We start from the raw sequence: 20,888 nt of genomic DNA, 5'->3' as shown, positions 1-20,888 counted from the left end.
GGCCGGTTGTTCTCGTGCATACACAGACCGGCGCGCATAATGGCCGGGTGGCGCTCGCCACGCTTTCCCCACCCGAACGGACGCACTGCGGGCTTCCCCGATGACCAGGTATTCCCATGCATAGCGGCGGTCTGGAACTGGCCCTGGTGCTGCTGCTGGCGGCGGTCATTGCCGTGCCGGTGTTCAAGAAGTTCGGCTTCGGCGCGGTGCTGGGCTACCTGGCGGCCGGCGTGGTGCTGGGCCCGGACGGGCTGGGCTTCGTGCAGGACGCCGACCGCATCCTCGGCGCCGCCGAGATCGGCGTGGTGATGCTGCTGTTCGTGATCGGCCTGGAGCTGTCGCCGGCACGCCTGAAGGTGATGCGGCGCTCGGTGTTCGGCGCGGGCGCGGCGCAGGTGGCGATGTCCGGGCTGGTGCTGGGCGGCCTGCTGCTGCTCGACCACTTCCAGTGGAAGAGCGCGCTGGTGGTCGGTGTTGCGCTGGCGCTGTCATCCACCGCGGTAGGCCTGCAGCTGCTGTCCGAGCACAAGGCGATCAACAGCGACCATGGCCGGCTGGGTTTTGCCATCCTGCTGTTCCAGGACCTGATCGCGATCCCGCTGCTGGCGGCCATCCCGCTGCTGGGCGGGGCGAAGAACGAGACCCTGCGCTGGGAAGACGCTGCCGTGGCGCTCGGCGCGCTGGCCGTGGTGATCCTGTGCGGGCGACCGGTGCTGCGCAAGGTGTTCAGCATCATCGCCCGCACCCGCAGCCCGGAAGTGTTCACCGCCACCGCCCTGCTGGTGGTGCTGGGCACTGCCTGGTTCATGCAGGAAGCGGGCCTCAGCCCCAGCCTGGGCGCGTTCCTGGCCGGCGTGCTGCTGTCCGATTCGGAGTTCCGGCACGAACTGGAAGCGCAGATCGAGCCGTTCAAGGGCCTGCTGCTGGGGCTGTTCTTCATCGCGGTGGGCATGGGCATCGATCTCGACCGCATCGGCGCCGAGCCGTGGCTGATCGCCGCCGGCGTGGCGATCCTGCTGGTGGTCAAGTTCAGCCTGCTGTACGTGATCGGCCGCATCGCCAGGCTCAGTCCGCGGCAGTCGCTGCTGCTGGGCAGCGTGCTGTGGCTGGGGGGCGAGTTCGCCTTCGTGGTGTTCAACGAAGCGCAGCGCGCGCACCTGCTCGGCAACGCCAATCACGATCGGCTGGTGGCGATCGTCGGCCTGTCGATGGCGATCACGCCCCTGCTGATGATCGCGCTGCTCAAGCTGCTCGGCCAGGAGAAGGCCCCACCGCGCGAGGCAGCCGAGGCCGACAAGGTGGCACCGGACAACCGCCCGAAGGTGCTGATCGCCGGCATGGGCCGCTTCGGCCAGGTGATCGCACGCCTGCTGACCGCACAGAAGGTGCCGTTCGTGGCGCTGGAGGCGAACCCGGATACCGTGGCCGACCTGCGCCGCTTCGGCAACCAGCTGTACTACGGTGACCCAACCCGGCCGGAGATGCTGCGTGCGGCGGGCGGCGAGCACATCGATGTGTTCGTGATCACCGTGGACGACCCGGAGACCAACCTGCGCGCGGTGCGCATGGTGCGCCGGCTGTACCCGGACGCGAAGGTGCTGGCGCGAGCGCGCAACCGCCAGCATGCATGGCGCCTGATGGACATGTCAGCCGAGCCGTTCCGCGAAGTGTTCGGCACCAGCCTGGAGATGAGCGGGCGCGTGCTGACCGCATTGGGCGTGGCACCGGACGTGGCCGAGCGCCATGTGCAGCGCTTCCGTGAGCATGATGAGCAGCTGCTGCGTGACCAGTACCTGGTGTACGACGACGAGGCCGCGGTGATCCAGACCTCGCGTGATGCGCGCAACGACCTGATGCACCTGTTCGAGGCCGACGCGGAAAGGGACGGCGAGTAGGTGTGCCGACCAACGGTCGGCACCCACCCGATCAATGGCGGACCCGGTAGTGCCGGCCGCTGGCCGGCAATCCCGTGATCCCGGAGATGTCATGAGGTAGCCGGCCAGCGGCCGGCACTACCCTTTTCCAGCGATCAGCCGTTGTCGCGCAGGAACCGCGCCATCGAGGAAACGCCCGGCACGCGCGGCTCGAACTCGCCGGCCACGTCGATGAAGCCACGCATCACCGCGATCTCGCGCGGGCTGCGGTTGAGGCTGTCGCGCGCTTCCGGATCGGCGCCGGCGCGCAGCAGGCGCTGCACCAGCAGCGGCAGGCCATGCAGCGCGGCCAGATGCAACGGGCCGAAGCCACGCGGGTCGCGTACGTCCAGGCTTACGTCCTCGTCCAGCAGGCGCTCCACTGCGGCCATCACCACCTGCTCGTCGCAGGCGGTACCCGGCTCTGCGCGCGCGCCCAGCAGCAGCAGCAGCGGCGTGACCGAACCAGCGGCGGCCTGGTCCGGTTCGGCACCGGCCAGCAGCAGGGTGTCGAGCAGCGCCAGCAGGCGCGAGCGGTCGCGGGCACTGAAACCGTACAGCGCGGCACAGTGCAGCGGACCCAGCTGCTGCGCGTCACCGGCATGCACGTCGGCACCCGCCGTGAGCAGGCGCGCGACGATGTCCGGAAGGCCCAGCGCGGAGGCCAGCATCAGCACCGTCACGCCACCCGGCAGGCGGTGTTCCAGCTTGGCGCCAGCGTCGAGCAGGGCCGAAACGATGTCCACCTGGCGCATGCTGACTGCCGCCGACAGCGGCGTCGCGCCACTGGCCGCCGCGTGCTGCGGATCGGCGCCGCGCGCCAGCAGCAGGTCGGTTACCGCCAGGTGGCCGCCACCGGCAGCACGCAGCAGCGCGGTGCAGCCCTGTGCGTCGACCGCGTCGACGGCGAAGCCCAGATCGATCAGGCGGCGCACTGCATCGACGTCACCGGCCATTGCGGCGGCCGGCAGATCGGCCTCGCGCAGGGTGCGGCGCGGCAACGGCCACACCCGCCAATCGAGCCAGTCGGCCAGATCGCGGCGACCGATCGACAGCGCCACGCCCAGCGGTGTCTGGCCGTCGGCGGCACGTGCTTCCGGCGAGGCACCATGCTGCACCAGCAGCTTGAGCGCGCCTTCGCGGGCCAATGCGGTGGCCAGGTGCAGTGCGGTCATGCCGTGGCTGTCGCGTGCTTCGCGATCAACGCCGGCCTTGAGCAGGGCCTGCTGCAGCCGCAGCCAGCCCAGGCGCACCGCCAGCGACAGCGGCGGATCGCCCGCCGGCGAGGCAGCGAACGGATCGGCGCCACGCTCAAGCAGTTCCAGTGCCAGCTGTTCCAGACCACGCGCGGCCTGGTCGTGCTGTGCGCAGGCAGCAAGGAAGCGCGCCAGGCCGCCGCGGCCGGCCGGCGACAGGCCACGCTGCAGCATCACCTGCAACGCCGGCACCGCATCGATGCCGCGCGACAACAGCGCGAACATCGGCGTATCGGAGCAGGCATCACGCACATAGGGATCGGCGCCGTGGCCCAGCAGCCAGTCCACCGCACGCGGTTCCAGCGCCAACTCCGGATCGAGCAGCAGCCCGCCCAGTTCCTCCGGCTGGCACAGCCTGGCCAGCGCCGCCATGCCGTCGGTGTTGCCGAAGCCCAGCGCCTCGCGCAGCAGGGTCAGCGGCGGACGGTCCGGCAGCAGGCCGCTGGCACTGGCTGCTTCGCCACGATCGGCCAGGCCATCACTGACCGCGGCCGGCAACGGATAGGACGGGTCCAGCAGGGCTACGATCGCCCAGCGGCCGGCTTCGGCGGCGTAGTCCACCGCACGGCGGCCGACCGGATCGGTGGCATCGGCCGCGATGCCCAGTTCGACCAGGCGCTTGATCAGCAGCGGCGAGACATCCTCGGCCATCGCCGCCAGCTGCACAGCATTGCGGCCTTCGCCGTCCACCGCAACCAGGTCCGGCTTGTGCGGCAGCAGGTGCTCGATCACGGCTGCGCGACCGGCACGGGCCGCTTCCAGCCACGGCGTACGCCCCAGTGCATCGCGCGCTTCCAGATTGGCGCCCGCGCCGAGCAGCACGCCGATGATCTCGACATGGCCGGCCAGGGCCGCTTCATGCAACGCACTGCGGCGCTGGCGATCGCGGGCGTCGGCCCGTGCCTTGTGCTTGAGCAGCAGCTGCACACCCGCCGGATCGTCATCCTCGGTGGCGGCGGCGGCCAGCAGCACCGGGGTGCCATCGGCCGGTTCGCAGCGTGCACCGCGTTCGAGCAGGAAGCGGGCCAGACGCCAGTTGCCCACCTGGCAGGCCACCGCCAGCGGCGACCAGCCATCACGGTTCAGCGCATCGACTTCGGCAGCGGCATCGCGCAGCAGCGCGGCCACCCCCGGGTCGGAACTGCGTGCGGCATGGTGCAGCGGGGTGTTGCCATCACTGTCGGTGGCACGCGAGTCGGCGCCATTGGCGAGCAGGGTCATCACCGCTTCGGGGCGGCCATGCCAGCTGTCGCGGGTCGCCGCCAGCAGCGGGGTCATGCCCCGGTGCGGCGCATTCACATCGACGCCGCGGGCAATCAGTTCACGCAGCAGGCGCAGGTCCGGCAGCACCGCGGCCAGCACCGCCAGGCTGCGCTGGTCACGCCAGTTCGGGTCCGGCAGCGCATACGGATCGGCACCGGCCTGCAGCAGCTGCAGGCCCCGGTCGATGCGGCCCTGGCGGGCGGCCTCATACAGCGCCGGTGTCAGTTCCTGCGGCGCCATCGCCTCCAGCGGCACGGTTTCGGCCGCCGCTGCGAACATCGGTTCGGGTTCAGCGCTGGACGCCGCCAACGGCCTGGAGCGCAGCGACACCAGCGGCGCGGGCGCGACCCGCTGCAGCAGCAGGTGCAGCACCGGCGACAGCAGCACGACCGCCAGCGCGGCGGGCCAGCGCGCGCTTTCCGGCAACAGGCCCGGCCAGGCCGGCAGCACCACCAGCGCGGCCAGCGCAATGACCAGCGCGGCCACGCCGAGGCCACGCCAAGCAGTCAGGTCGCGCCCCGCCAGCGCCTGCCAGTGCTGGGCCAGGCTGCCGTCGAGGCGTTCGACATCGTTCCACAATGGCCAGGTGCGCCAGGCCGCCAGCAGGCCGGCACTGACCAGTACGCTCAGGCCAAGCACTGCCGCCAGGCTGCCGCTGTCACGCAGCGCAGCGAGCGGCCAGGCCAGCAGCAGCGCCAGCAACAGCGGGGCGGCTGCCCACAATGCCAGCAGCGCCGGCAGGTCCTGGCGTGCGACCACCTTCAGCGGCCGCAGCGCGCGGCTGCGGCGCCACCACGATATCGCCAGCGCGAACGCGGGCTGCGCCAGTGCGGCAAGGACGGCACCCGGGACGCCGCCCACGGCGGCGCCCAGCGCCAGCACCGCGCCCGCGGCGAAGGCAATTGACAGAATGCGCGGACGGGAGGCGTCAGTCATAGTGGCGCGGCATCAGGCTGGCCACCGACGGCGGCACCTGCAGGTAGAACCCGCGCTCGCTCATTTCGCTGCGGACCTTTTCCGGGTCAGCCTGCGCCAGGCGGCGCTGGGCATCCAGGGCCACCTCCAGGACGAAGGCGAGCGTCCCCAGCGAGGTGAGCAGCGGCGCGGGCAGCGCGCTGAAATCATCGCGTCGGGGAACGTAGACGTAGGTGTCCGGCTTGAGTTGGCTTTTATAGACGTAGGCGTGCATGTCCGCGGGACGATAACCCGGGAAGAGCCATGATTGTGTCGGAAAGCCGACACTGGGGAAAGCCGTCAGCCGACGATGGCGGCGCGATCAGCGGCGTTTCGCCTGCGGGGTTCAGCAATGTGGCGGCGACGTTCAGGCTGCGCCGCCGCCACACGGGCGCTTACTTGACCTTGGCGTAGGTGCCCTTCAGCGCGACACCCGCGAGGATGGCACCGGCGTAGCACTCGTAGTTGGTGCTGCTCTTGAACTCGTTCTTCTTGTAATAGCTGACAATGTCGACCACGGCGTTGGCGCCGCGCGACTTGGCACCGTCCTGCAGCGCGCGCAGTGCCGACAGCGCAACCCAGCGGCAGGCCTCGGCATCGCTCTTGTTGGCGGCGTTGGTCTTCTTGTTGGTCACGTCTTCGCCCAGGCGCTGCTGCACGCTGACCGGCTGGCCGGCCAGGTAGAAGCGCACGCTGCCGTCGATGCCGGCGTCCTTGGCGGCCTGCGAATTGACCAGTTCCTGCAGGGACTGTTCGACACGCGTGTCGCGGGCGGAAGCGGTGGAAGTCAGGGCCAGCAGCGCGGTAGCCGTGGCGATCATGAGAGTGCGGCGCATCGGAACATCTCCTTGTCGAGGGTGCGGGGGGTAACGGGAACGGTGTGTTGGCGCAGTGGATCACTCGCTCCAGCGGCGGAACACCAGCGAGGTGTTGATGCCGCCGAAGGCGAAGTTGTTGCTCATCACGTACTCGGCCTGCAGTTCGCGGCCCTGCCCGGTGATGAAGTCGAGCTGGCCACAGCGCGGGTCGACTTCGGCCAGGTTCAGGGTGGGCGCGAACCAGCCGGCACGCATCATCTGGATGCTCACCCAGGCCTCGAACGCGCCACAGGCACCCAGCATGTGGCCGACGTAACTCTTCAGCGAGCTGATCGGCACGCGGCTGCCGAACACCTGTGCGGTGGCCTGGGTCTCGGCGATGTCGCCGTGGTCGGTGGCGGTGCCATGGGCGTTGACGTAGTCGATCTGCGCCGCGTCCAGGCCGGCGTCCTCCAATGCCAGGCGCATGGCCTGGGCCATGGTGTCGGCACTGGGCTGGGTGACGTGCTGGCCATCGCTGTTGGTGCCGTAGCCGACCACCTCGGCAAGGATGGTGGCGCCGCGCGCCTGCGCGTGTTCCAGGTCTTCCAGGATCAGCGTGCAGGCGCCCTCGCCCAGCACCAGGCCATCGCGGCCGGCATCGAACGGGCGCGGCGTGGTCTGCGGCGCGTCGTTGCGCACGCTGGTGGCGAACAGCGTGTCGAACACCGCCGCAGCAGTGGCATCGAGCTGCTCGGCACCGCCGGCCACCATCACCGTCTGCTTGCCGCTGCGGATGGCTTCATAGGCCGCGCCCACACCCTGGCTGCCCGACGTGCAGGCGCTGGAGGTGGTGTACACGCGCCCGGACAGGCCGAAGAACACGCCGATGTTGACCGGCGCGGTGTGGCTCATCATCTTCAGGTAGGTGGTGGCGCTGATGCCGTCGGTGGTGAACTCGTTGAGCATGCGCCCGAATTCGCCGGTGGCCTCGTGGCTGCCGGACGAGGAGCCATAGGCCACGCCGGTACGGCCACTGCGCAGCACCGGATGCTCATGCAGGCCGGCCTCGCGCAGCGCCACCTCGGTGGCGCGCACCGACATGATCGCGACCTTGCCCATCGAGCGGGTGGTCTTGCGGTTGTAGTTCGGCGGCAGCTCGAAGTCCTGCGCCGGCGCAGCCAGCTTGGTGTTCAGCCCGGCATAGACATCCCACTCGGGCATCGCACGCACCGCGTTGCGGCAGCTGCGCAGGTGGGCCTCGATGGTCGGCCAGTCGTGGCCGAGTGGACTGATGGCGGCGGCGCCGGTGACCACCACACGACGATCGGCGGCCATCAGAGCATGCCTCCGTTCACCGAGATCACCTGGCGGGTGATGTAGCCGGCCGGTTCGGACAGCAGGAATGCCACGGTAGCCGCCACTTCGTCCGGCCGGCCAACGCGGCCGGCGGGAATCAGCTTGAGCGCGTGTTCAACCACTTCGTCGTTGAGCATTTCGGTCTCGATCAGGCCCGGGGCCACGCAGTTGACGGTGATCTGGCGGCTGGCCAGTTCCAGCGCCAGGGCCTTGGTGGCGCCGATGATGCCGGCCTTGGCGGCACTGTAGTTGACCTGCCCGCGGTTGCCGGCCAGTCCGGAGACCGACGACAGGGTGACGATGCGGCCCGGCTTGCGCCGCCGCACCATCGGCATGATCAGCGGATGCAGCACGTTGTAGAAGCCATCCAGGTTGGTGTGGATGACCTGGTCCCAATCGTCCGCTGACAGCGCCGGGAAGGCGCCATCGCGGGCGATGCCGGCATTGCAGACCACGCCGTAGTACGCGCCGTGTGCTTCGACATCGGCCTCCAGCGCGGCCCGCGCAGACGAGCGGTCGGCCACGTCGAACACCAGCACGCGGGCCTGCTGGCCCAGTGCCTGGATCTCGGCGACCACCGCCTGTGCTTCATCCACGCGGCTGCGGCAATGCACCACCACGTCGAAACCATCGCGCGCGATGCGCAGCGCAATGGCCCGGCCGATGCCCCGGCTGGCGCCGGTCACCAGCACGCCTCGATTCCCTGTCATGCCTGTCCACTCTCCAGATAGGCCATCGCGTCGGCCGGTTCGAACACCGACACGTTGGCTGTCGCCCATTCTTCCTCGCCTGCCAGGATGCGGCAGGCGAACATCCCCAATCCATTGTCACCCAACAGCTCGCAGCGCGCCTGTACGCGCAGCCGCGTACCGCTGGGGAAGCTGCTGCGCGCGCTGCTGTAGCGGCGGCTGCCGAGCAGGAAGCCCAGCTGCGGTGGCCTGTCGGCCGCACGCGCGCGGCAACCGGCCCAGGCCGCGATGGCCTGTGCCATGTACTCGATGCCGACCCATGCCGGCACCTGGTCATCCTCGACGAACAGGCCGGCCTCGGGCACCAGCAGTTCGGCCTCGATGGCGTCCTGGTCCCACTGCGTGATGCGCTCCAGCAGGCACATGTCCTGGCGGTGCGGCACCACGTCTTCGATCGCGTACAGCGTGTTCATCGACGCTCCAGTGCCAGCACGGCATTGCTGCCGCCGAAGGCGAACGAATTGCTCAGCACCCGCCGCGGCGGCTGCGCAAGGCGCGTGCCCGGCGCCACCAGCGGCAGCACCGGCAGTGCCGGGTCGGCCACGCCGTCCCACCAGTGCGGCGGCAGCAGCTGCTGCGGGTTCTCGGCCAGCAGGATCCAGCACAGCGCCGCCTCGATGGCACCCGAGGCACCCAGCGTGTGGCCGGTCAACGGCTTGGTCGAACTGGCCGGCACGTGGCTGCCCAGCACCTGCGACACGGCCAGGCTTTCCATCGCATCGTTGTGGCCGGTCGCGGTCCCATGCAGGTTCACATAGTCCACTTCGCCGGCGGCCCAGCCAGCACGCTGCAGCGCCTGCTGCAGGGCGTCGATGGCGCCCAGGCCCTGCGGGTCCGGGGCGGACATGTGGTGGGCGTCGGCCGACTCGCCCCACCCCGCCAGGCATACCGGGCCGGGTTCGCGGGTGAGCAGGAACAGCGCGGCGCCTTCGCCGATGTTGATACCGGTACGATGCTGCGAGAACGGATTGCAGCGTTGGGCCGAGACCGATTCCAGCGCGCTGAAGCCGGCCACGGTGAAACGGCACAGCGAATCGGCGCCACCGGCGATCACCGCATCGACGATGCCGGCGCGCAGCATGCGTGCGGCCGACATCAGCGCCTTGGCACTGGACGAGCAGGCAGTGGACAGGGTCCATGCCGGCCCCTGTGCGCCACTGCGCTGGCGCACGAACTGCGCGGCGGTGCCCATTTCCTGCTGGGCGTAATCAAAGCCCTGCGGCCACTGGCCCTGTTCGGCATGGCTGCGCAATGCCTGCTCGGATTCACCAATGCCCGAGGTGCTGGTGCCCATCACCACCGCTACGCGCTCGGCGCCATGGCGGGCGATCGCCGCGGCCACTGCCGGCGCGATCTGAGCCAATGCCACGTCCAGCAGGGCATTGTTGCGCCCGCGCAGGGCCACCGGCAGATCATCCAGCGCCGGCAGCGGCGTGCGTACTTCTCCCAGCGCCAGGGTGCGCCCCGGCAACAGGCTGTCGTTGTCGCTGAGCCCGCCCGGCGCGTCGGCGAACAGTGCCGACGTCACTTCGGCGCGGCCAGCGCCGAGTGCACAGACCACGCCCAGGTCGTTCAGGTAGATCGGTGCGCTCATCGGTCCGGCCCGGCCATGTCGATCGATTCGATGCGCAGCGCATAGCCTTCGGCGCGGTTGTCCAGCTGCACGCTGCCATCGTCCAGCCGCTGCAGCTGCAGCCACACGGTGCCCTCACGCGACAGGCTGCGCTGATGGCCATCATCACTGACCTGCCAGCCCGCCGGCAGAACGGCGGCAATGGCCGCAGTCGGCCACAGCGCGAACTGCAGGTCATCCAGCACGCGCTCGGCGCGCACCTGCGGTGGCAGCCATGGCGCGCGCTGCTGGGTCAGCTGCTGGCCGTCCCATTGCAGGCGCACACCGGTCTGGCCCATCGCCTGCACGGCCAGCTGCACCTGCTGGGCGTCGGCTTCCAGCAGCGCGTCGAGATCGCGCTCATGCGTGCCGAAGCGGAAATGCAGCTGCTGCTGCAACGCCAGCGGCGCCGGCAGGCTGGCCGGCGCCAGGCGCAGCGACGGCAGTTCCACCTGCGGTTTCGGCATGCGGCCGGCACAGGCGGCCAGCAGCAGGCACAGCAGCAGCACCGCAGTACGGGCAATCACGCGCCGCACAGCTGCTCCAGCACGCGCATGCGGCGGCCGCTGTCGTCGGCCACGTACGGGTTGTTGGTGTCCCAGGCGTAGCCGGCCAGGATGGAGCTGATCATGTCGCGCACTTCGGGCTGCTGTTGCGGGTGGTAGATGATCTTCTGGAAACCGCCCTCGTACCAGCTTTCGACGAAGCGCCGGAAGGTCTTCACGCCGGCACGCAGCGGGATCGAGAACTCGGCCTCCCAGTCCACGGCCTGGCCGGCATAGCGGCGCTTGAGGCATTCGCTGGCCAGCTGCGCGGACTTGAAGGCAATGGTCACGCCGGAGGAGAACACCGGATCGAGGAACTCGCCGGCGTTGCCCAGCAACGCGTAGCCGGGCCCCCACAGCGAACTGACGTTGGCCGAATAGCCGGTGATGCGGCGCACCGGCAGCACCGCCCATTCGGCGTTGGCCAGCAGCCCGGTCAGGTTGGGGTCCTCGCCGACGATGGCCTGCAGCTTCTGCAGGTCGTCACCCTCGTAGCGCTCGAAGAACGACGGCTCGGCGACCACGCCCAGCGAACAGCAGCCATTGGAGAACGGGATCGTCCAATACCAGACGTCGATGTGCTCGGGGTGGGTGGTGATCAGGATCTTGTTGCGATCGAAGTCCGCTTCGGCCGGAATGTTGTCGCGAACGTGGCAGAAGATCGCGCCGCGCACCGGGAAGTTGGACGGCGACTCCAGCTGCAGCAGCCGCGGCAGCAGCCGCGCGAAGCCGGAGGCATCGAGGATGAAATCGGCCTCGATGCGGTATTCACTGCCGTCCGGGCGGCGCACCATCACCGCCGGTTGCTCGCCCGGCTCGACCGCAAGCACTTCGTCGCCGAAGCGCAGCGTGGTGCCCATGCGCTCGGCACCGCGTGCCAGCACGTTGTCGAAGTCGGCGCGCTGTACCTGGTAGGTGGTGCCCCAACCCGGCGAGAACTTCTTCCTGAAGTCGAACGCAGTGCGTGCCTGGCCATGCACGAAGGCGGCGCCGTTCTTGTGCTGGAAGCCCGCTTCGACCACGTCCTGCAGCAGGCCCGCCGCCTCGATGTACTCCATGCTCTGCGGCAGCAGGCTTTCGCCGATGGAGAAGCGCGGGAACTGCTGGCGCTCCAGCATCAGCACCTGGCGGCCCTGCTGGCGCAGCATCGCTGCGGCCACGGAACCGGCCGGGCCGGCGCCGATGATCAGGATTTCAGTACGTTCGACAGCATCCACAGCAGTGTTCATCGGTGCGTCCTTGTTGCTCGATCAAGTGGAAAGAAGGAAGTCGGAAAACAGGCTCAGGCCGGCGGCAGATCGTGCGGCGGCGGACGGAACAGCGGCGAGATCAGCCAGACCAGGCCGATGCCGAACAGCAGGGTCAGGCCGAACGCGCGCAACGCCGGGGTCTGCGACAGGCCCAGCAGGCCGAACGACAGCCAGGTGCTGGCCGCGCCCACGCACACGGCCAGCCAGGCACTGGCGTCGCCGCGATGCTCGATCAGGAAAATGCCGTAGTCGATTCCCATGCCCAGCAACAGCATCAGTGCCAGCACGTTGAACAGCTGCAGCGGCTGGCCGAACAGGCCCAGCAGGCCCAAGGTCAATGCGCCGGCAATCAGGGTCGGCGCGAACACGCGCCAGGCCTGGCGGCGGTAGCGCAGCCACAGCGCGCCGAACACCAGCACGATGCCGACCAGCAGCAGCCCGCCCATCAGCTTGCGGTAGTGGCCCAGCAGCTGCGAGAAGTCGGCGGTGCGATCCACCCAGCGCACACCGGGCAGGCCCTCGGCCGCCCCGCGCAGGGTGGCCAGTGCATCGGCGCGCGACAGGTCATCGACCATCACCACGCTGATCATCTGCCCGCCGACCTGGCCCACCCACAGGTGCCGGAACGGCTGCGAGGCCGGCGAGGCCAGGAACGCTTCGGCCGTCAGCGGCGTGGTGGCGAAGTCCGGGCGCGGCAAGGGTTCTCCGACCGCATCGGACACGGCCTGCAGCACGCCCGGTTCCACCTTGGCGGTCAGCGCGGCGTCGGCCTGCTGGCGTGCCGGCGACGGCAGCCAGTCACTGATCGCGCGGTAACCGCCGATGCGCTTGTCGGCGGCCAGCGCACGCAGGCGTCCGGTCAGCGCCTCTTCGCGCTGCAGCAGCTGCGCCGCGTCGGTGCCCTGCACGAGGTAGAACTGTGCCGGGCTGGGCATGCCCAGCAGCTGGCTCAAGCGGATCTGCTGTGCCATCAGCGCGGGCGGCGAGGACTGCAGGCTGCGCAGGTCGTCGTCGCTGTGCAGGCGGGCGATGCCGATGGCCGAAAGCACCACGGTGGCACCGAGGAACACCATCACCGGCCGGCGCCCCTGCAGGCGCGGGAAGCGCTCCAGCGTGTTGCCCAGCCACTGCGAGAAACGGGTCTGGCGGATCTCGCCGCCATCCAGCCACGGGAACCAGAAAATCACCGTAAGGAAGGCGGCGGCCAGGCCGACCACCGAGAACAGTGCCATCTGGCGCAGGCCCGGGAACGGGGCCAGGCCCAGTGCCAGGTAGGCCAACGCGCTGGTCAGCAGGGCCAGCCACAGGCCGGGCAGCAGGTGCCGCAGCAGTTTCCAGCGACGATCGGCCGGTTCGGCCTGGCGCGAAGCGAACCAATGGATGCCGTAGTCCTCGGCCACGCCCACCAGCGACGCACCAAACACCAGGGTCAGCACGTGCACCTTGCCGAACACCAGCACGGTCACCGCCAGCGCCACGCCACAGCCGATCAGCAGCGACGCGGCGACCAGCAGGATCGGCCGCAGCGAACGGAACGCCAGCCACACCAGCAGCAGCACGGCGGCCAGCGAGCCCCAGCCGATCGTGTTGATCTCCTGGTTGGCCTGCACCGCCGCCGCTTCGGCGTGCAGCGGCACACCCGCATGCAGGATTTCCAGTTCTGGCGCCGCCGCCCTGGCGGCCTGCCCGGCCCGTTCCAGCAGGCCATCGAGATGGCGCTCGCCATCCAGCTGGAACGCCGACCCCGGCGTATCGAACTGCAGTACGGCCCAATGCCTGCCTTCGGCTTCGAGCAGGCCGTCATCACCCAGCCGCAGCCCCGACCCCTGCGCCTGCTGCTGCCACCATTGCGGCCACAGCGACAGCGGGTCCTGGCGCCAATCGGTCAGGCGCGGGGCGCCCATCGGGCCATACAGTGCAGCCAGCGCCTGCTCGGCCAGCGCGCCCGGCTCGCTGCCCTGCAGCTGCTCGCGCTGGGCCGGGGTCAGCAGGCGGTCGCGGTACGGCGCGTAGAACGCGCGCGCCTCGTCGAACCAGCCTTCGATCGAACCGCTGGGCACCAGCAACGCGCTGTCGGCATCCGCCGCCATCGCCGCAGCGAATGCCGCCTGTGCGCGCTTGGCGGCGGCGCCATCCTTGCTGCCCAACAGCACCACCACCTGCCGCGAGCTGCCATCAGCGATGCGCCGGGTGACGTCACTCAGCAGGCGGTCATGCGCGTCCTGCGGCAGCAGGGCGAGGATGTCGGTGTCGATCCGCGACTGCTGGCTCCACAGGCGCCATTGCTGCGCACCCAACACCAGCAGGAGCACCAGCCAGGCGATGCCCAGCCAATGCCACCAGCGCCGCAACCGGTCCGGCCCGTTCGATGCTGCACCCTCACTCAAAGCGGCGCGCCTCGTCGGCGGTGAGCGTGGCCGGCGCTTCGCTCAGTGCACTGAACTGGATCTGCGTGCGGTCCTTGTTGGCCTCGACGATCTCGACCTGGCGCACGTAGCGGTCACCCTGCAGGGTCAGCGACTGGAAGGCCTTGGCCAGCATCGCCGACTTCGGCGTCAGGCGCAGCCGCCAGCCCTGCCCTTCACGGCTGGCCGCCACGTTGAACTGGCCGGACAGCGCCTGCACGTCGCCACTCATCAGCGCGAACATGATCGCGTTCACCGAACGCATCGCCGGCTGCTGCCGCGCATCGAGCTCGACACGGGTGCTGCCATCGCGCTGGCGGCTGAGGATGCGGTCGGCGGTGACCACCACTTCGGAGGGGAACGGCTTGAGCGTGGTCCAGATCACGCCATGCTGGCGCGCGACCACGAACTGGCCCTGCGAGCGCAGCGGGTTCCTGAAGCCGCTGACCTGCTTTTCCTGGCTGAACTGGCCACGCAGCACGTCCGGCTGCGCCACCGCCTGGGTGATCGCATCCATGGCGGGGTCGGCCGCCTGCACCTGCGGTGCGGCAGCGAAGATCAGTGCGCACAGCAGCACGCTCGAAAGACGGGCAAGGGTGTTCACGGTGCAGGCACTCCCAGCCGTTCCCACAATACTGGAGGGCACTGGTAGAGCATTTCCCTGCTGGCCGCGTCCACCGCGACCTGGATGGTCATCGCACGGGTCAGCACCTGGCCGCTTTCCGCATCAAGGATCTCGTACTCGATCTTCAGCCGGTTCTCCCATTCCACGATGCGCGCAATCACGCGCAGCGCCTGGTTGAACAGCAGCGGGCGCACGTACTTCACCCGCGCATCGACCACCGGCCACAGGTAGCCCGATTCGAGCATCTGCGGGTAGTCGTAGTCGTAGCGCCCGAGCAGCGCGCAGCGCGCGATCTCGAAGTACTTGAAGTAATTGCCATGCCAGACCACGTTCATCGGATCGCAGTCATGGAAGGCGGGGGTCAACGCAATTTCGCCAACCCGTTCAATAGCCTCATTCACCGGCATACAGCTCCCAACGTTGCGCGCGGATCTCCACCAGCAGTTCCCGCAGTTCGCGATCCAGCGCGCGGTCTTCTTCAACCAGGGCGATGCGCTGCCCCAGGTCGGCGTACATGCCGGCCAGACTGCCATGCAGCTGCGCGTTCAGGCCAACCCGTTCGCGCAGCGCCAGGCCCTGGCGGGCGGCGATCAGCATCGCGGCCACCACCTGTTCAGTCAGCTCGATCACGCGCAGGCAGTCGCGCGCGGCGATGGTGCCCATGCTGACCTTGTCCTGGTTGTGGCACTCGGTGGAACGCGAGAACACGCTGGCCGGCAGGGTCTGCTTCAGCGCTTCGGCAGTCCAGGCCGACACGCTGATCTGCAGCGCCTTCAGGCCATGGTTGATGGCCGCGCGCGGGCCGGTGGCCGCCGACAGGTTGGCTGGCAGGCCATGGCTGTAACGGGCATCCACCACCAGCGCCAGCTGCCGGTCGAGCAGGTCGGCAACGTTGGCCACGGTGTTCTTCAGGGTGTCCATCGCCAGCGCGATGTGGCCGCCGTAGAAGTGGCCGCCATGCAGGATGCGCTCGCCGTCGGCGTCGATCAGCGGGTTGTCGTTGGCACTGTTCAGTTCGGTTTCGATCAGCTGGCGCAGGAACGGCAGGCTGTCCTCCAGCACGCCGATCACGTGCGGCGCGCAGCGCAGCGAATAGCGGTCCTGCAGGCGCTGTTCATTGCGTGGCGGACGCTCGCTGTGCAGGTCGCTGCGCAGGCGCGCGGCGATGCGGCCCTGGCCCGGGTGCGGCTTGGCCGCGAACAGGGTTTCGTCGAAGTGGTGCGCGTTGCCGTCGCTGGCCAGCACGTTGAACGCGGTCAACCGCGTGGCCATGCGGGCCAGGTAATCGGCGCGCTGCCAGGCCAGGCAGGCCAGGCCGGTCATCACCGCTGTGCCGTTCATGATCGCCAGGCCTTCCTTCGGCCGCAGCTTCAGCGGGGTCATGCCGATCTTCGCCAGCACTTCGGCCGCCGGCTGCACGCGGCCGTCGTGCAGCACCTCGCGCTCGCCGCACAGCACCGCCGCCACGTAGGACAGCGGCGTCAGGTCACCACTGGCCCCCACCGAGCCTTCGGCCGGGATCATCGGCAACACATCGTGCTGCAGCAGCGTGGCCAGGCCTTCCAGCAGCGGCACGCTGACACCGGACATGCCGCGCACCAGCGACGCCAGGCGCGCGGCCAGCACCGCACGGGTCTCGACCGGGTCCAGGTAACGGCCCAGGCCGCAGCCATGGTAGGTGTACAGGTGGTGCGGCAGTTCCGCCACCAGCGCCGGCGGGATGTTCACCGTGCACGAGTCGCCGTAGCCGGTGGTCACGCCGTAGATCACGCCGTCCTCGCGCAGCAGGCGGTCGAGGAAGTCGGCACCGCGCTGGATGTGCGCGCGGAACGCCGGCGCGTCGCTCAGTGCGGCCTCGCACTGGCGCTGGGCCAGGGCAACCACGTCTTCGATGGTCAACGGTGCATCGCCAAAGCGGCACACGGGTACGGCGTCAGTCGTCATGCGGAGCCTGATCCCAGAAGGGGAAGAAATTGAACCAGTCCAACGGGGACTGGATGACCTGGAGTTCCAGCCAGCGCGCGAAGCGCTGTGCCTGTTCGGCCAGCGCGGCGTCGCGCGAGCCACGCGGCAGCACGATGCGTTCGGCGAACTGTTCGAATGCCACCCGATAGCCATCGCCCTCGTGCAGGCAGGCCATGGTGTAGACCGGGCAGCCCAGCGCCGCGGCGAGCACATAGGCGCCGATCGGGAACGGCGCGCGATGGCCGAGGAAATCGGCGGTGACGCTGCGACCGCCCTGCACCGGCGTGCGGTCGCCGACGATGGCAACGAAGCCCCCCGCCGCCACGCGCTCGGCCAGCATCACCGCCGTGGCCGGCCCCATTTCGGTCACCTGCACCAGTTCCACCGCCGCCAGCGGGTCCAGCCGCTGCAGCAGACGGTTGAAGCGCTGCGCGTGGGCGGTATGCACCAGCACGGTGATGCGGAACCCCGGCACCTGCTCGGCCAGCACCTGGCACAGCTCCAGGCAGCCGATGTGCGCGGTGAGGATCAGCCCGCCCTCGCGGCGCGCGATCTTCTGCAGCACCAGGTCGCGGTGCAGGTGGATACGGTCGGCCGGGTAGCGCCCGCCCAGGCCGAGGATCTTGTCCAGCATCGTGTCGGCGAAGGCGAAGAAGTGGCGCAGGCTGTCGCGCCGGGTCGGCGCGCGGCCGAGCACACCGCTGTATGCCTGCAGCCGCTGCAGGTACTGCATCGAGGCCTGTCGCCCCACACGGTTGCCCAGCCAATGGCAGGCCACCACCGGCCACGCGCACAGGCGGAATGGCCAGCGCCCGAACCAGCGGTGCACCCAGCACAGGAACAGCACGCCGGCCACCGACGTCGATTCGCCGATGTCGGCCCAGTGCGGGACGTCCTGCGCGGTCGCCATCTCAGCGCTGCCCCTGCAGGCGGCGCCACAGCAGCCGCGGTGCGCGCCAGAGCATGCCGAAGAACAGGCGGGTATGCATGCGGCTGATGCGCACGTTGTCGCGCCACACATCGAAGTGCGACACGCCATCGGACGGATAGGTCACGCGCGTGGCCAGGTGCTCGACCGGCAGCCGGCGCCAGTACAGGCGCACCATTATTTCGGTATCGAAATCCATGCGCCGGCCGATGGTCTCTTCACCGATCAGGCGCAGCACCGGCGGCAGCGGATACACCCGGAAGCCGCACATGGTGTCGCGCAGGTGCAGCGACAGCGTGTTGATCCAGACCCAGACGTGGGTGGCGTAGCGGCCATACAGGCGTGCCTTGGGAACACTGGCGTCGTAGGCCGGAATGCCGCAGATCACTGCATCCGGATGCGCACGCGCGGCCTCGATGAAGCGTGGCAGGTCAGCGGTATCGTGCTGGCCGTCTGCGTCGATCTGCAGCACGTGGCTGTAGCCACGCGCGCCGGCTTCAGCAAAACCGGCCAGCATCGCCCCACCCTTGCCCTGGTTGGCGTCCAGGCGCAGCAGGTCGACGCCCTGGCGCTGTGCCAGCGTACGCAGCACCGCCGCGCACGCGTCATGCGAGCCATCGTCGACCAGCAGGCAAGGCAGGCCAGCGGCCTGCACACCGTCGACCACCGCCACGATGGCGTGCTCGTGGTCGTAGACGGGAATCACTACCAGTGGCGCGAACGCGGCACCGGCAACGGCCGGGTCAGTTCGCATCGGCGAAAACCACCTTGCCGCTGGCATGCACACCGTGGCTGGAGGTATAGCGGAAGGCCAGCACGTTGCGTGCGGCATCCCAGTCCAGCTGCAGGGTCAACTCATCGCCGGGGCGGGCCACATGCTGGAACTTCACCGCGTCCATGCGCAGGAACGCCCGCGGCATCGCAAATGCCTGGCGGCCGAAACGCATCGCCCAGTCCAACTGCGCCACACCGGGCAGGATCGCCGCCTGCGGGAAGTGGCCCTGGAACGGCCGCAGCGCCGGGTCGAGGGTCATGCGCAGCGTGGCGCTGGCGGCGTCGCGGCGGTCCCAGACCGGCACCGGCATCAGTGGCTGGAACAGCGCCGCCAAGGCCGCCTGGGTCACCTTGCCCTGCGCGTTGATCGGCAACGCCTGCACCAGGCGCCAACGGCGCGGCCGGGTCACCGCGTCATGCGCATGCGCCAGGCGCGCGCCCAGGCGTTGGCCCAGCGCACGGCGCGCGGCGTCGCCGCCCTCCAGCAGCGCCGGATCGGCCGGAACCACCACGGCGGCCAGCTGCTCGCGCTGCCCGGGCAGCACCAGCACGCGCACGTCATCCACTTCGGTGTCTTCGCGCAGCGCGCGTTCCAGCGCATCCAGCGAGACGCGGCGCTCTTCGATCTTGACGATGCGGTCGGCGCGGCCCAGCAGCCGGAAACGGCCATCGGCCAAGGCTTCCACGCGGTCCTGGGTGCGCCACCAGCCGGGGGTTTCCAGATGCGCCGAGGCCACCGCCAGGCAGCCGTCGTCGATCCGCCACTGCACACCCGGCAGCGGCTGCCACGGCGGCAGGTCGGTGTCCCAGCGGCGCCAGGCGATGCCGCCGGTTTCGCTGCTGCCATAGACCTCGGTCGGAGCCACGCCCAACCACTGCCGCACCTGTCGCGCCGCGTCCTCCGGCAGCGGGCCACCGGAGGAGAACACCGCGCGCAGGCGGCCATGCAGGCTGGCCCAGTCGAGCTGCTCGGGCAGGCGCTTGAGATGGGCCGGCGTCGCCACCAGCACCGTGTCGGTACCGGCCAGCGCGCCCACCAGGTCTTCGTGGAAGAACCGGCGCGGGTGGATCAGGCGGCCGGCAGCCAGCGGCCACAGCACCCGGAACAGCAGCCCGTAGATGTGCTGGTGGGACACCGTGCCGTGCACCTGCGCGCCATCCAGCTGCGCACCGAACGCGGCCTGCAGCGCTTCCACCTCGCGCGCCAGCTGGTCCAGGCGTTTGCCGATCGCACTGGGCTGGCCGGTGCTGCCGGAGGTGAACACGCACAGCTCGCAGGCGCGCTCGTCCAGCGCCTGCAGTTCGTCGTCCAGTGCGGCGTCCAGCGCCGCCAGCGGGCGGTAGTCGGCCGACACGTCGCCCGCGAAACCGCTCACCTGCGGCTGCAGCGCCTGCAGCGTGGCCGGCAGGTTGTCAGCGGCCAGGAACACCCGCTTGCCGGCATGCCAGGCGCCGAACAGCGCCGCAGCGAAGGCCACGGCGTCATCGAAATACAGGGCCCAGTCGCGGCCTTCGGCCGCCGCAAAGGCGGCGCGCCAGCCCAGCACGCGCTGGCGGAAGCAGGCGTGGTCAACCATGTCTCCGTCGCACAGGCCGACGCTGCGCTGCGGCCGCGCCTCCAGCAGCAGCCGGTCCAGGGCAATCCACTCAGCCATGCGCGTGCGCCGCCTTCACCCGCCGCCGCACCAGCCACTCACCTGCGAACAACACGCCCATCATCACGTACGCCAACAATCCGTTGTAGAGCATCCAGGCCCGGTCCGACGCGTACAGCGCGGTCAGCAGGGCCAGGCTGCCGTTGAGAACGAAGAAGCCGCACCACACCTGGGTGACGCGGCGGGTATAGGCCACCGCGAACGGGGGCAGGTCCGGCTCCTGCAGCCGCGCCAGGCGCTCCACCAACGGCGGCCCGAAGCGCAGGCTGGTGCCGAACACCGCCAGCATCACCGCATTGACCAGCGCCGGGTACAGCTTCAGCGGCAGGGCCTGGTTGAGCACGGTGGCCAGCACCGCCAGCAGGCCGGTGCCGGCGGCGGCGGCCCACCACAACGGCTGGCGCGTGCTCAGCGCACGCAGCAGGGCCAGGGTGAACAGCAGCAGCGACAGCCAGCGCGGCTCGAAGCGGCCCATCGCCAGGTACACCAGCAGCGGGTAGGCAAGCGAAATCGCTGCCACCACGACGGTACGTGCGCGAGCCATGGCGAAGCCGCCGGCGCTGCGGTCAGGCGGCTGCCTGGTCCGGCAGCAGTCCATGCACGACATCAACGATGTCCTGCACGGTGCGCACGGCCTTGAACGCTTCCGGCTGCAGGTTGCGGCCGAGCAGTGGCTTGAGCTGCACGATCAGGTCGACCGCATCGATGCTGTCGATGTCCAGGTCGTCGTAGAGCCGGGCCTCGGGGGTGATCCGGGCGGTTTCAATCTCGAAGCTGTCGGTCAGGATGCTGACGATGCGTTCGAACAGTTCATTCTTGGTCATGGCAATTCCTGGCG

The 20,888-nt window shown here is 69.6% G+C and carries 19 protein-coding genes; 1 reads left to right on the top strand and 18 read right to left on the bottom strand.

Annotated features, from left to right (window positions below):
• Positions 1–116 precede the first annotated feature (116 nt).
• Entirely contained in the window at positions 117–1,895 is a 1,779-nt protein-coding gene (locus tag KXV01_RS04040) for a monovalent cation:proton antiporter-2 (CPA2) family protein (RefSeq protein WP_049411517.1), read from the top strand.
• Between the two features lie 134 nt (positions 1,896–2,029).
• On the opposite strand, the gene KXV01_RS04035 is transcribed toward KXV01_RS04040, so the two are convergent.
• From KXV01_RS04035 to KXV01_RS03950, 18 genes are all read right to left on the bottom strand, one after another.
• Positions 2,030–5,368 carry an ankyrin repeat domain-containing protein gene (locus KXV01_RS04035; protein ID WP_263467514.1) on the bottom strand — a complete coding sequence of 1,113 codons (3,339 nt, stop codon included), beginning with the start codon at positions 5,366–5,368 and terminating at the stop codon, positions 2,030–2,032.
• Positions 5,361–5,621: a YcgL domain-containing protein gene (locus KXV01_RS04030; RefSeq protein WP_014648833.1), complete on the bottom strand. Its 261-nt coding sequence runs from the start codon at positions 5,619–5,621 to the stop codon at positions 5,361–5,363. Before KXV01_RS04030 ends, KXV01_RS04035 begins: the two co-directional genes overlap by 8 nt.
• A 160-nt stretch (positions 5,622–5,781) precedes the next feature.
• Entirely contained in the window at positions 5,782–6,222 is a 441-nt protein-coding gene (locus tag KXV01_RS04025; RefSeq protein ID WP_005420284.1) for a hypothetical protein, read from the bottom strand.
• A gap of 60 nt (positions 6,223–6,282) precedes the next feature.
• A complete protein-coding gene (locus tag KXV01_RS04020; protein WP_049438266.1) occupies positions 6,283–7,521 on the bottom strand; it encodes a beta-ketoacyl-ACP synthase in 1,239 nt (412 codons plus the stop codon).
• The gene (locus KXV01_RS04015; protein WP_111096665.1) at positions 7,521–8,252 is read right to left on the bottom strand and encodes a 3-ketoacyl-ACP reductase FabG2; all 732 of its coding nucleotides are present in this window, start codon (positions 8,250–8,252) and stop codon (positions 7,521–7,523) included. Before KXV01_RS04015 ends, KXV01_RS04020 begins: the two co-directional genes overlap by 1 nt.
• Complete coding sequence (locus KXV01_RS04010) at positions 8,249–8,704, bottom strand: dehydratase (protein ID WP_049438267.1); 456 nt, start codon at positions 8,702–8,704, stop codon at positions 8,249–8,251. Before KXV01_RS04010 ends, KXV01_RS04015 begins: the two co-directional genes overlap by 4 nt.
• Positions 8,701–9,885: a beta-ketoacyl-[acyl-carrier-protein] synthase family protein gene (locus KXV01_RS04005; protein WP_111096666.1), complete on the bottom strand. Its 1,185-nt coding sequence runs from the start codon at positions 9,883–9,885 to the stop codon at positions 8,701–8,703. Before KXV01_RS04005 ends, KXV01_RS04010 begins: the two co-directional genes overlap by 4 nt.
• A complete protein-coding gene (locus KXV01_RS04000) occupies positions 9,882–10,439 on the bottom strand; it encodes a DUF3261 domain-containing protein (RefSeq protein ID WP_049438268.1) in 558 nt (185 codons plus the stop codon). The genes KXV01_RS04005 and KXV01_RS04000 overlap by 4 nt, the downstream gene beginning before the upstream one ends.
• Positions 10,427–11,677, bottom strand: coding sequence for an NAD(P)/FAD-dependent oxidoreductase (locus KXV01_RS03995; protein WP_049416022.1), 1,251 nt, complete (start codon positions 11,675–11,677; stop codon positions 10,427–10,429). Before KXV01_RS03995 ends, KXV01_RS04000 begins: the two co-directional genes overlap by 13 nt.
• Positions 11,678–11,730: 53 nt before the next feature.
• Complete coding sequence (locus tag KXV01_RS03990; RefSeq protein ID WP_111096667.1) at positions 11,731–14,085, bottom strand: MMPL family transporter; 2,355 nt, start codon at positions 14,083–14,085, stop codon at positions 11,731–11,733.
• Positions 14,078–14,707 (bottom strand): outer membrane lipoprotein carrier protein LolA, encoded by a 630-nt coding sequence (locus tag KXV01_RS03985; RefSeq protein WP_100478946.1) that lies wholly within the window; start codon positions 14,705–14,707, stop codon positions 14,078–14,080. The genes KXV01_RS03990 and KXV01_RS03985 overlap by 8 nt, the downstream gene beginning before the upstream one ends.
• Positions 14,704–15,135 carry an acyl-CoA thioesterase gene (locus tag KXV01_RS03980; RefSeq protein ID WP_005420298.1) on the bottom strand — a complete coding sequence of 144 codons (432 nt, stop codon included), beginning with the start codon at positions 15,133–15,135 and terminating at the stop codon, positions 14,704–14,706. Before KXV01_RS03980 ends, KXV01_RS03985 begins: the two co-directional genes overlap by 4 nt.
• Positions 15,122–16,672, bottom strand: a complete 1,551-nt coding sequence (locus KXV01_RS03975; protein WP_049438270.1) for an aromatic amino acid ammonia-lyase — start codon at positions 16,670–16,672, stop codon at positions 15,122–15,124. The genes KXV01_RS03980 and KXV01_RS03975 overlap by 14 nt, the downstream gene beginning before the upstream one ends.
• Complete coding sequence (locus KXV01_RS03970) at positions 16,662–17,603, bottom strand: acyltransferase (RefSeq protein ID WP_100478947.1); 942 nt, start codon at positions 17,601–17,603, stop codon at positions 16,662–16,664. The genes KXV01_RS03975 and KXV01_RS03970 overlap by 11 nt, the downstream gene beginning before the upstream one ends.
• Position 17,604: 1 nt before the next feature.
• Positions 17,605–18,375, bottom strand: a complete 771-nt coding sequence (locus tag KXV01_RS03965) for a glycosyltransferase family 2 protein (protein WP_100478948.1) — start codon at positions 18,373–18,375, stop codon at positions 17,605–17,607.
• Positions 18,365–20,050 (bottom strand): AMP-binding protein, encoded by a 1,686-nt coding sequence (locus tag KXV01_RS03960; RefSeq protein ID WP_100478949.1) that lies wholly within the window; start codon positions 20,048–20,050, stop codon positions 18,365–18,367. The genes KXV01_RS03965 and KXV01_RS03960 overlap by 11 nt, the downstream gene beginning before the upstream one ends.
• On the bottom strand, positions 20,043–20,594 hold the full coding sequence (locus KXV01_RS03955; RefSeq protein WP_049416044.1) for a membrane protein: 552 nt from the start codon (positions 20,592–20,594) through the stop codon (positions 20,043–20,045). The genes KXV01_RS03960 and KXV01_RS03955 overlap by 8 nt, the downstream gene beginning before the upstream one ends.
• Positions 20,595–20,616: 22 nt before the next feature.
• Positions 20,617–20,874, bottom strand: coding sequence for an acyl carrier protein (locus tag KXV01_RS03950; protein ID WP_005411609.1), 258 nt, complete (start codon positions 20,872–20,874; stop codon positions 20,617–20,619).
• Between the last annotated feature and the right edge of the window lie 14 nt (positions 20,875–20,888).

This window comes from Stenotrophomonas sp. Ps181 (genome assembly GCF_025697425.1).
Lineage (GTDB): Bacteria > Pseudomonadota > Gammaproteobacteria > Xanthomonadales > Xanthomonadaceae > Stenotrophomonas > Stenotrophomonas sepilia.
The sequence above is the reverse complement of the archived record's forward strand: the minus strand, read 5'-3'. Positions and strand labels throughout refer to the sequence as shown.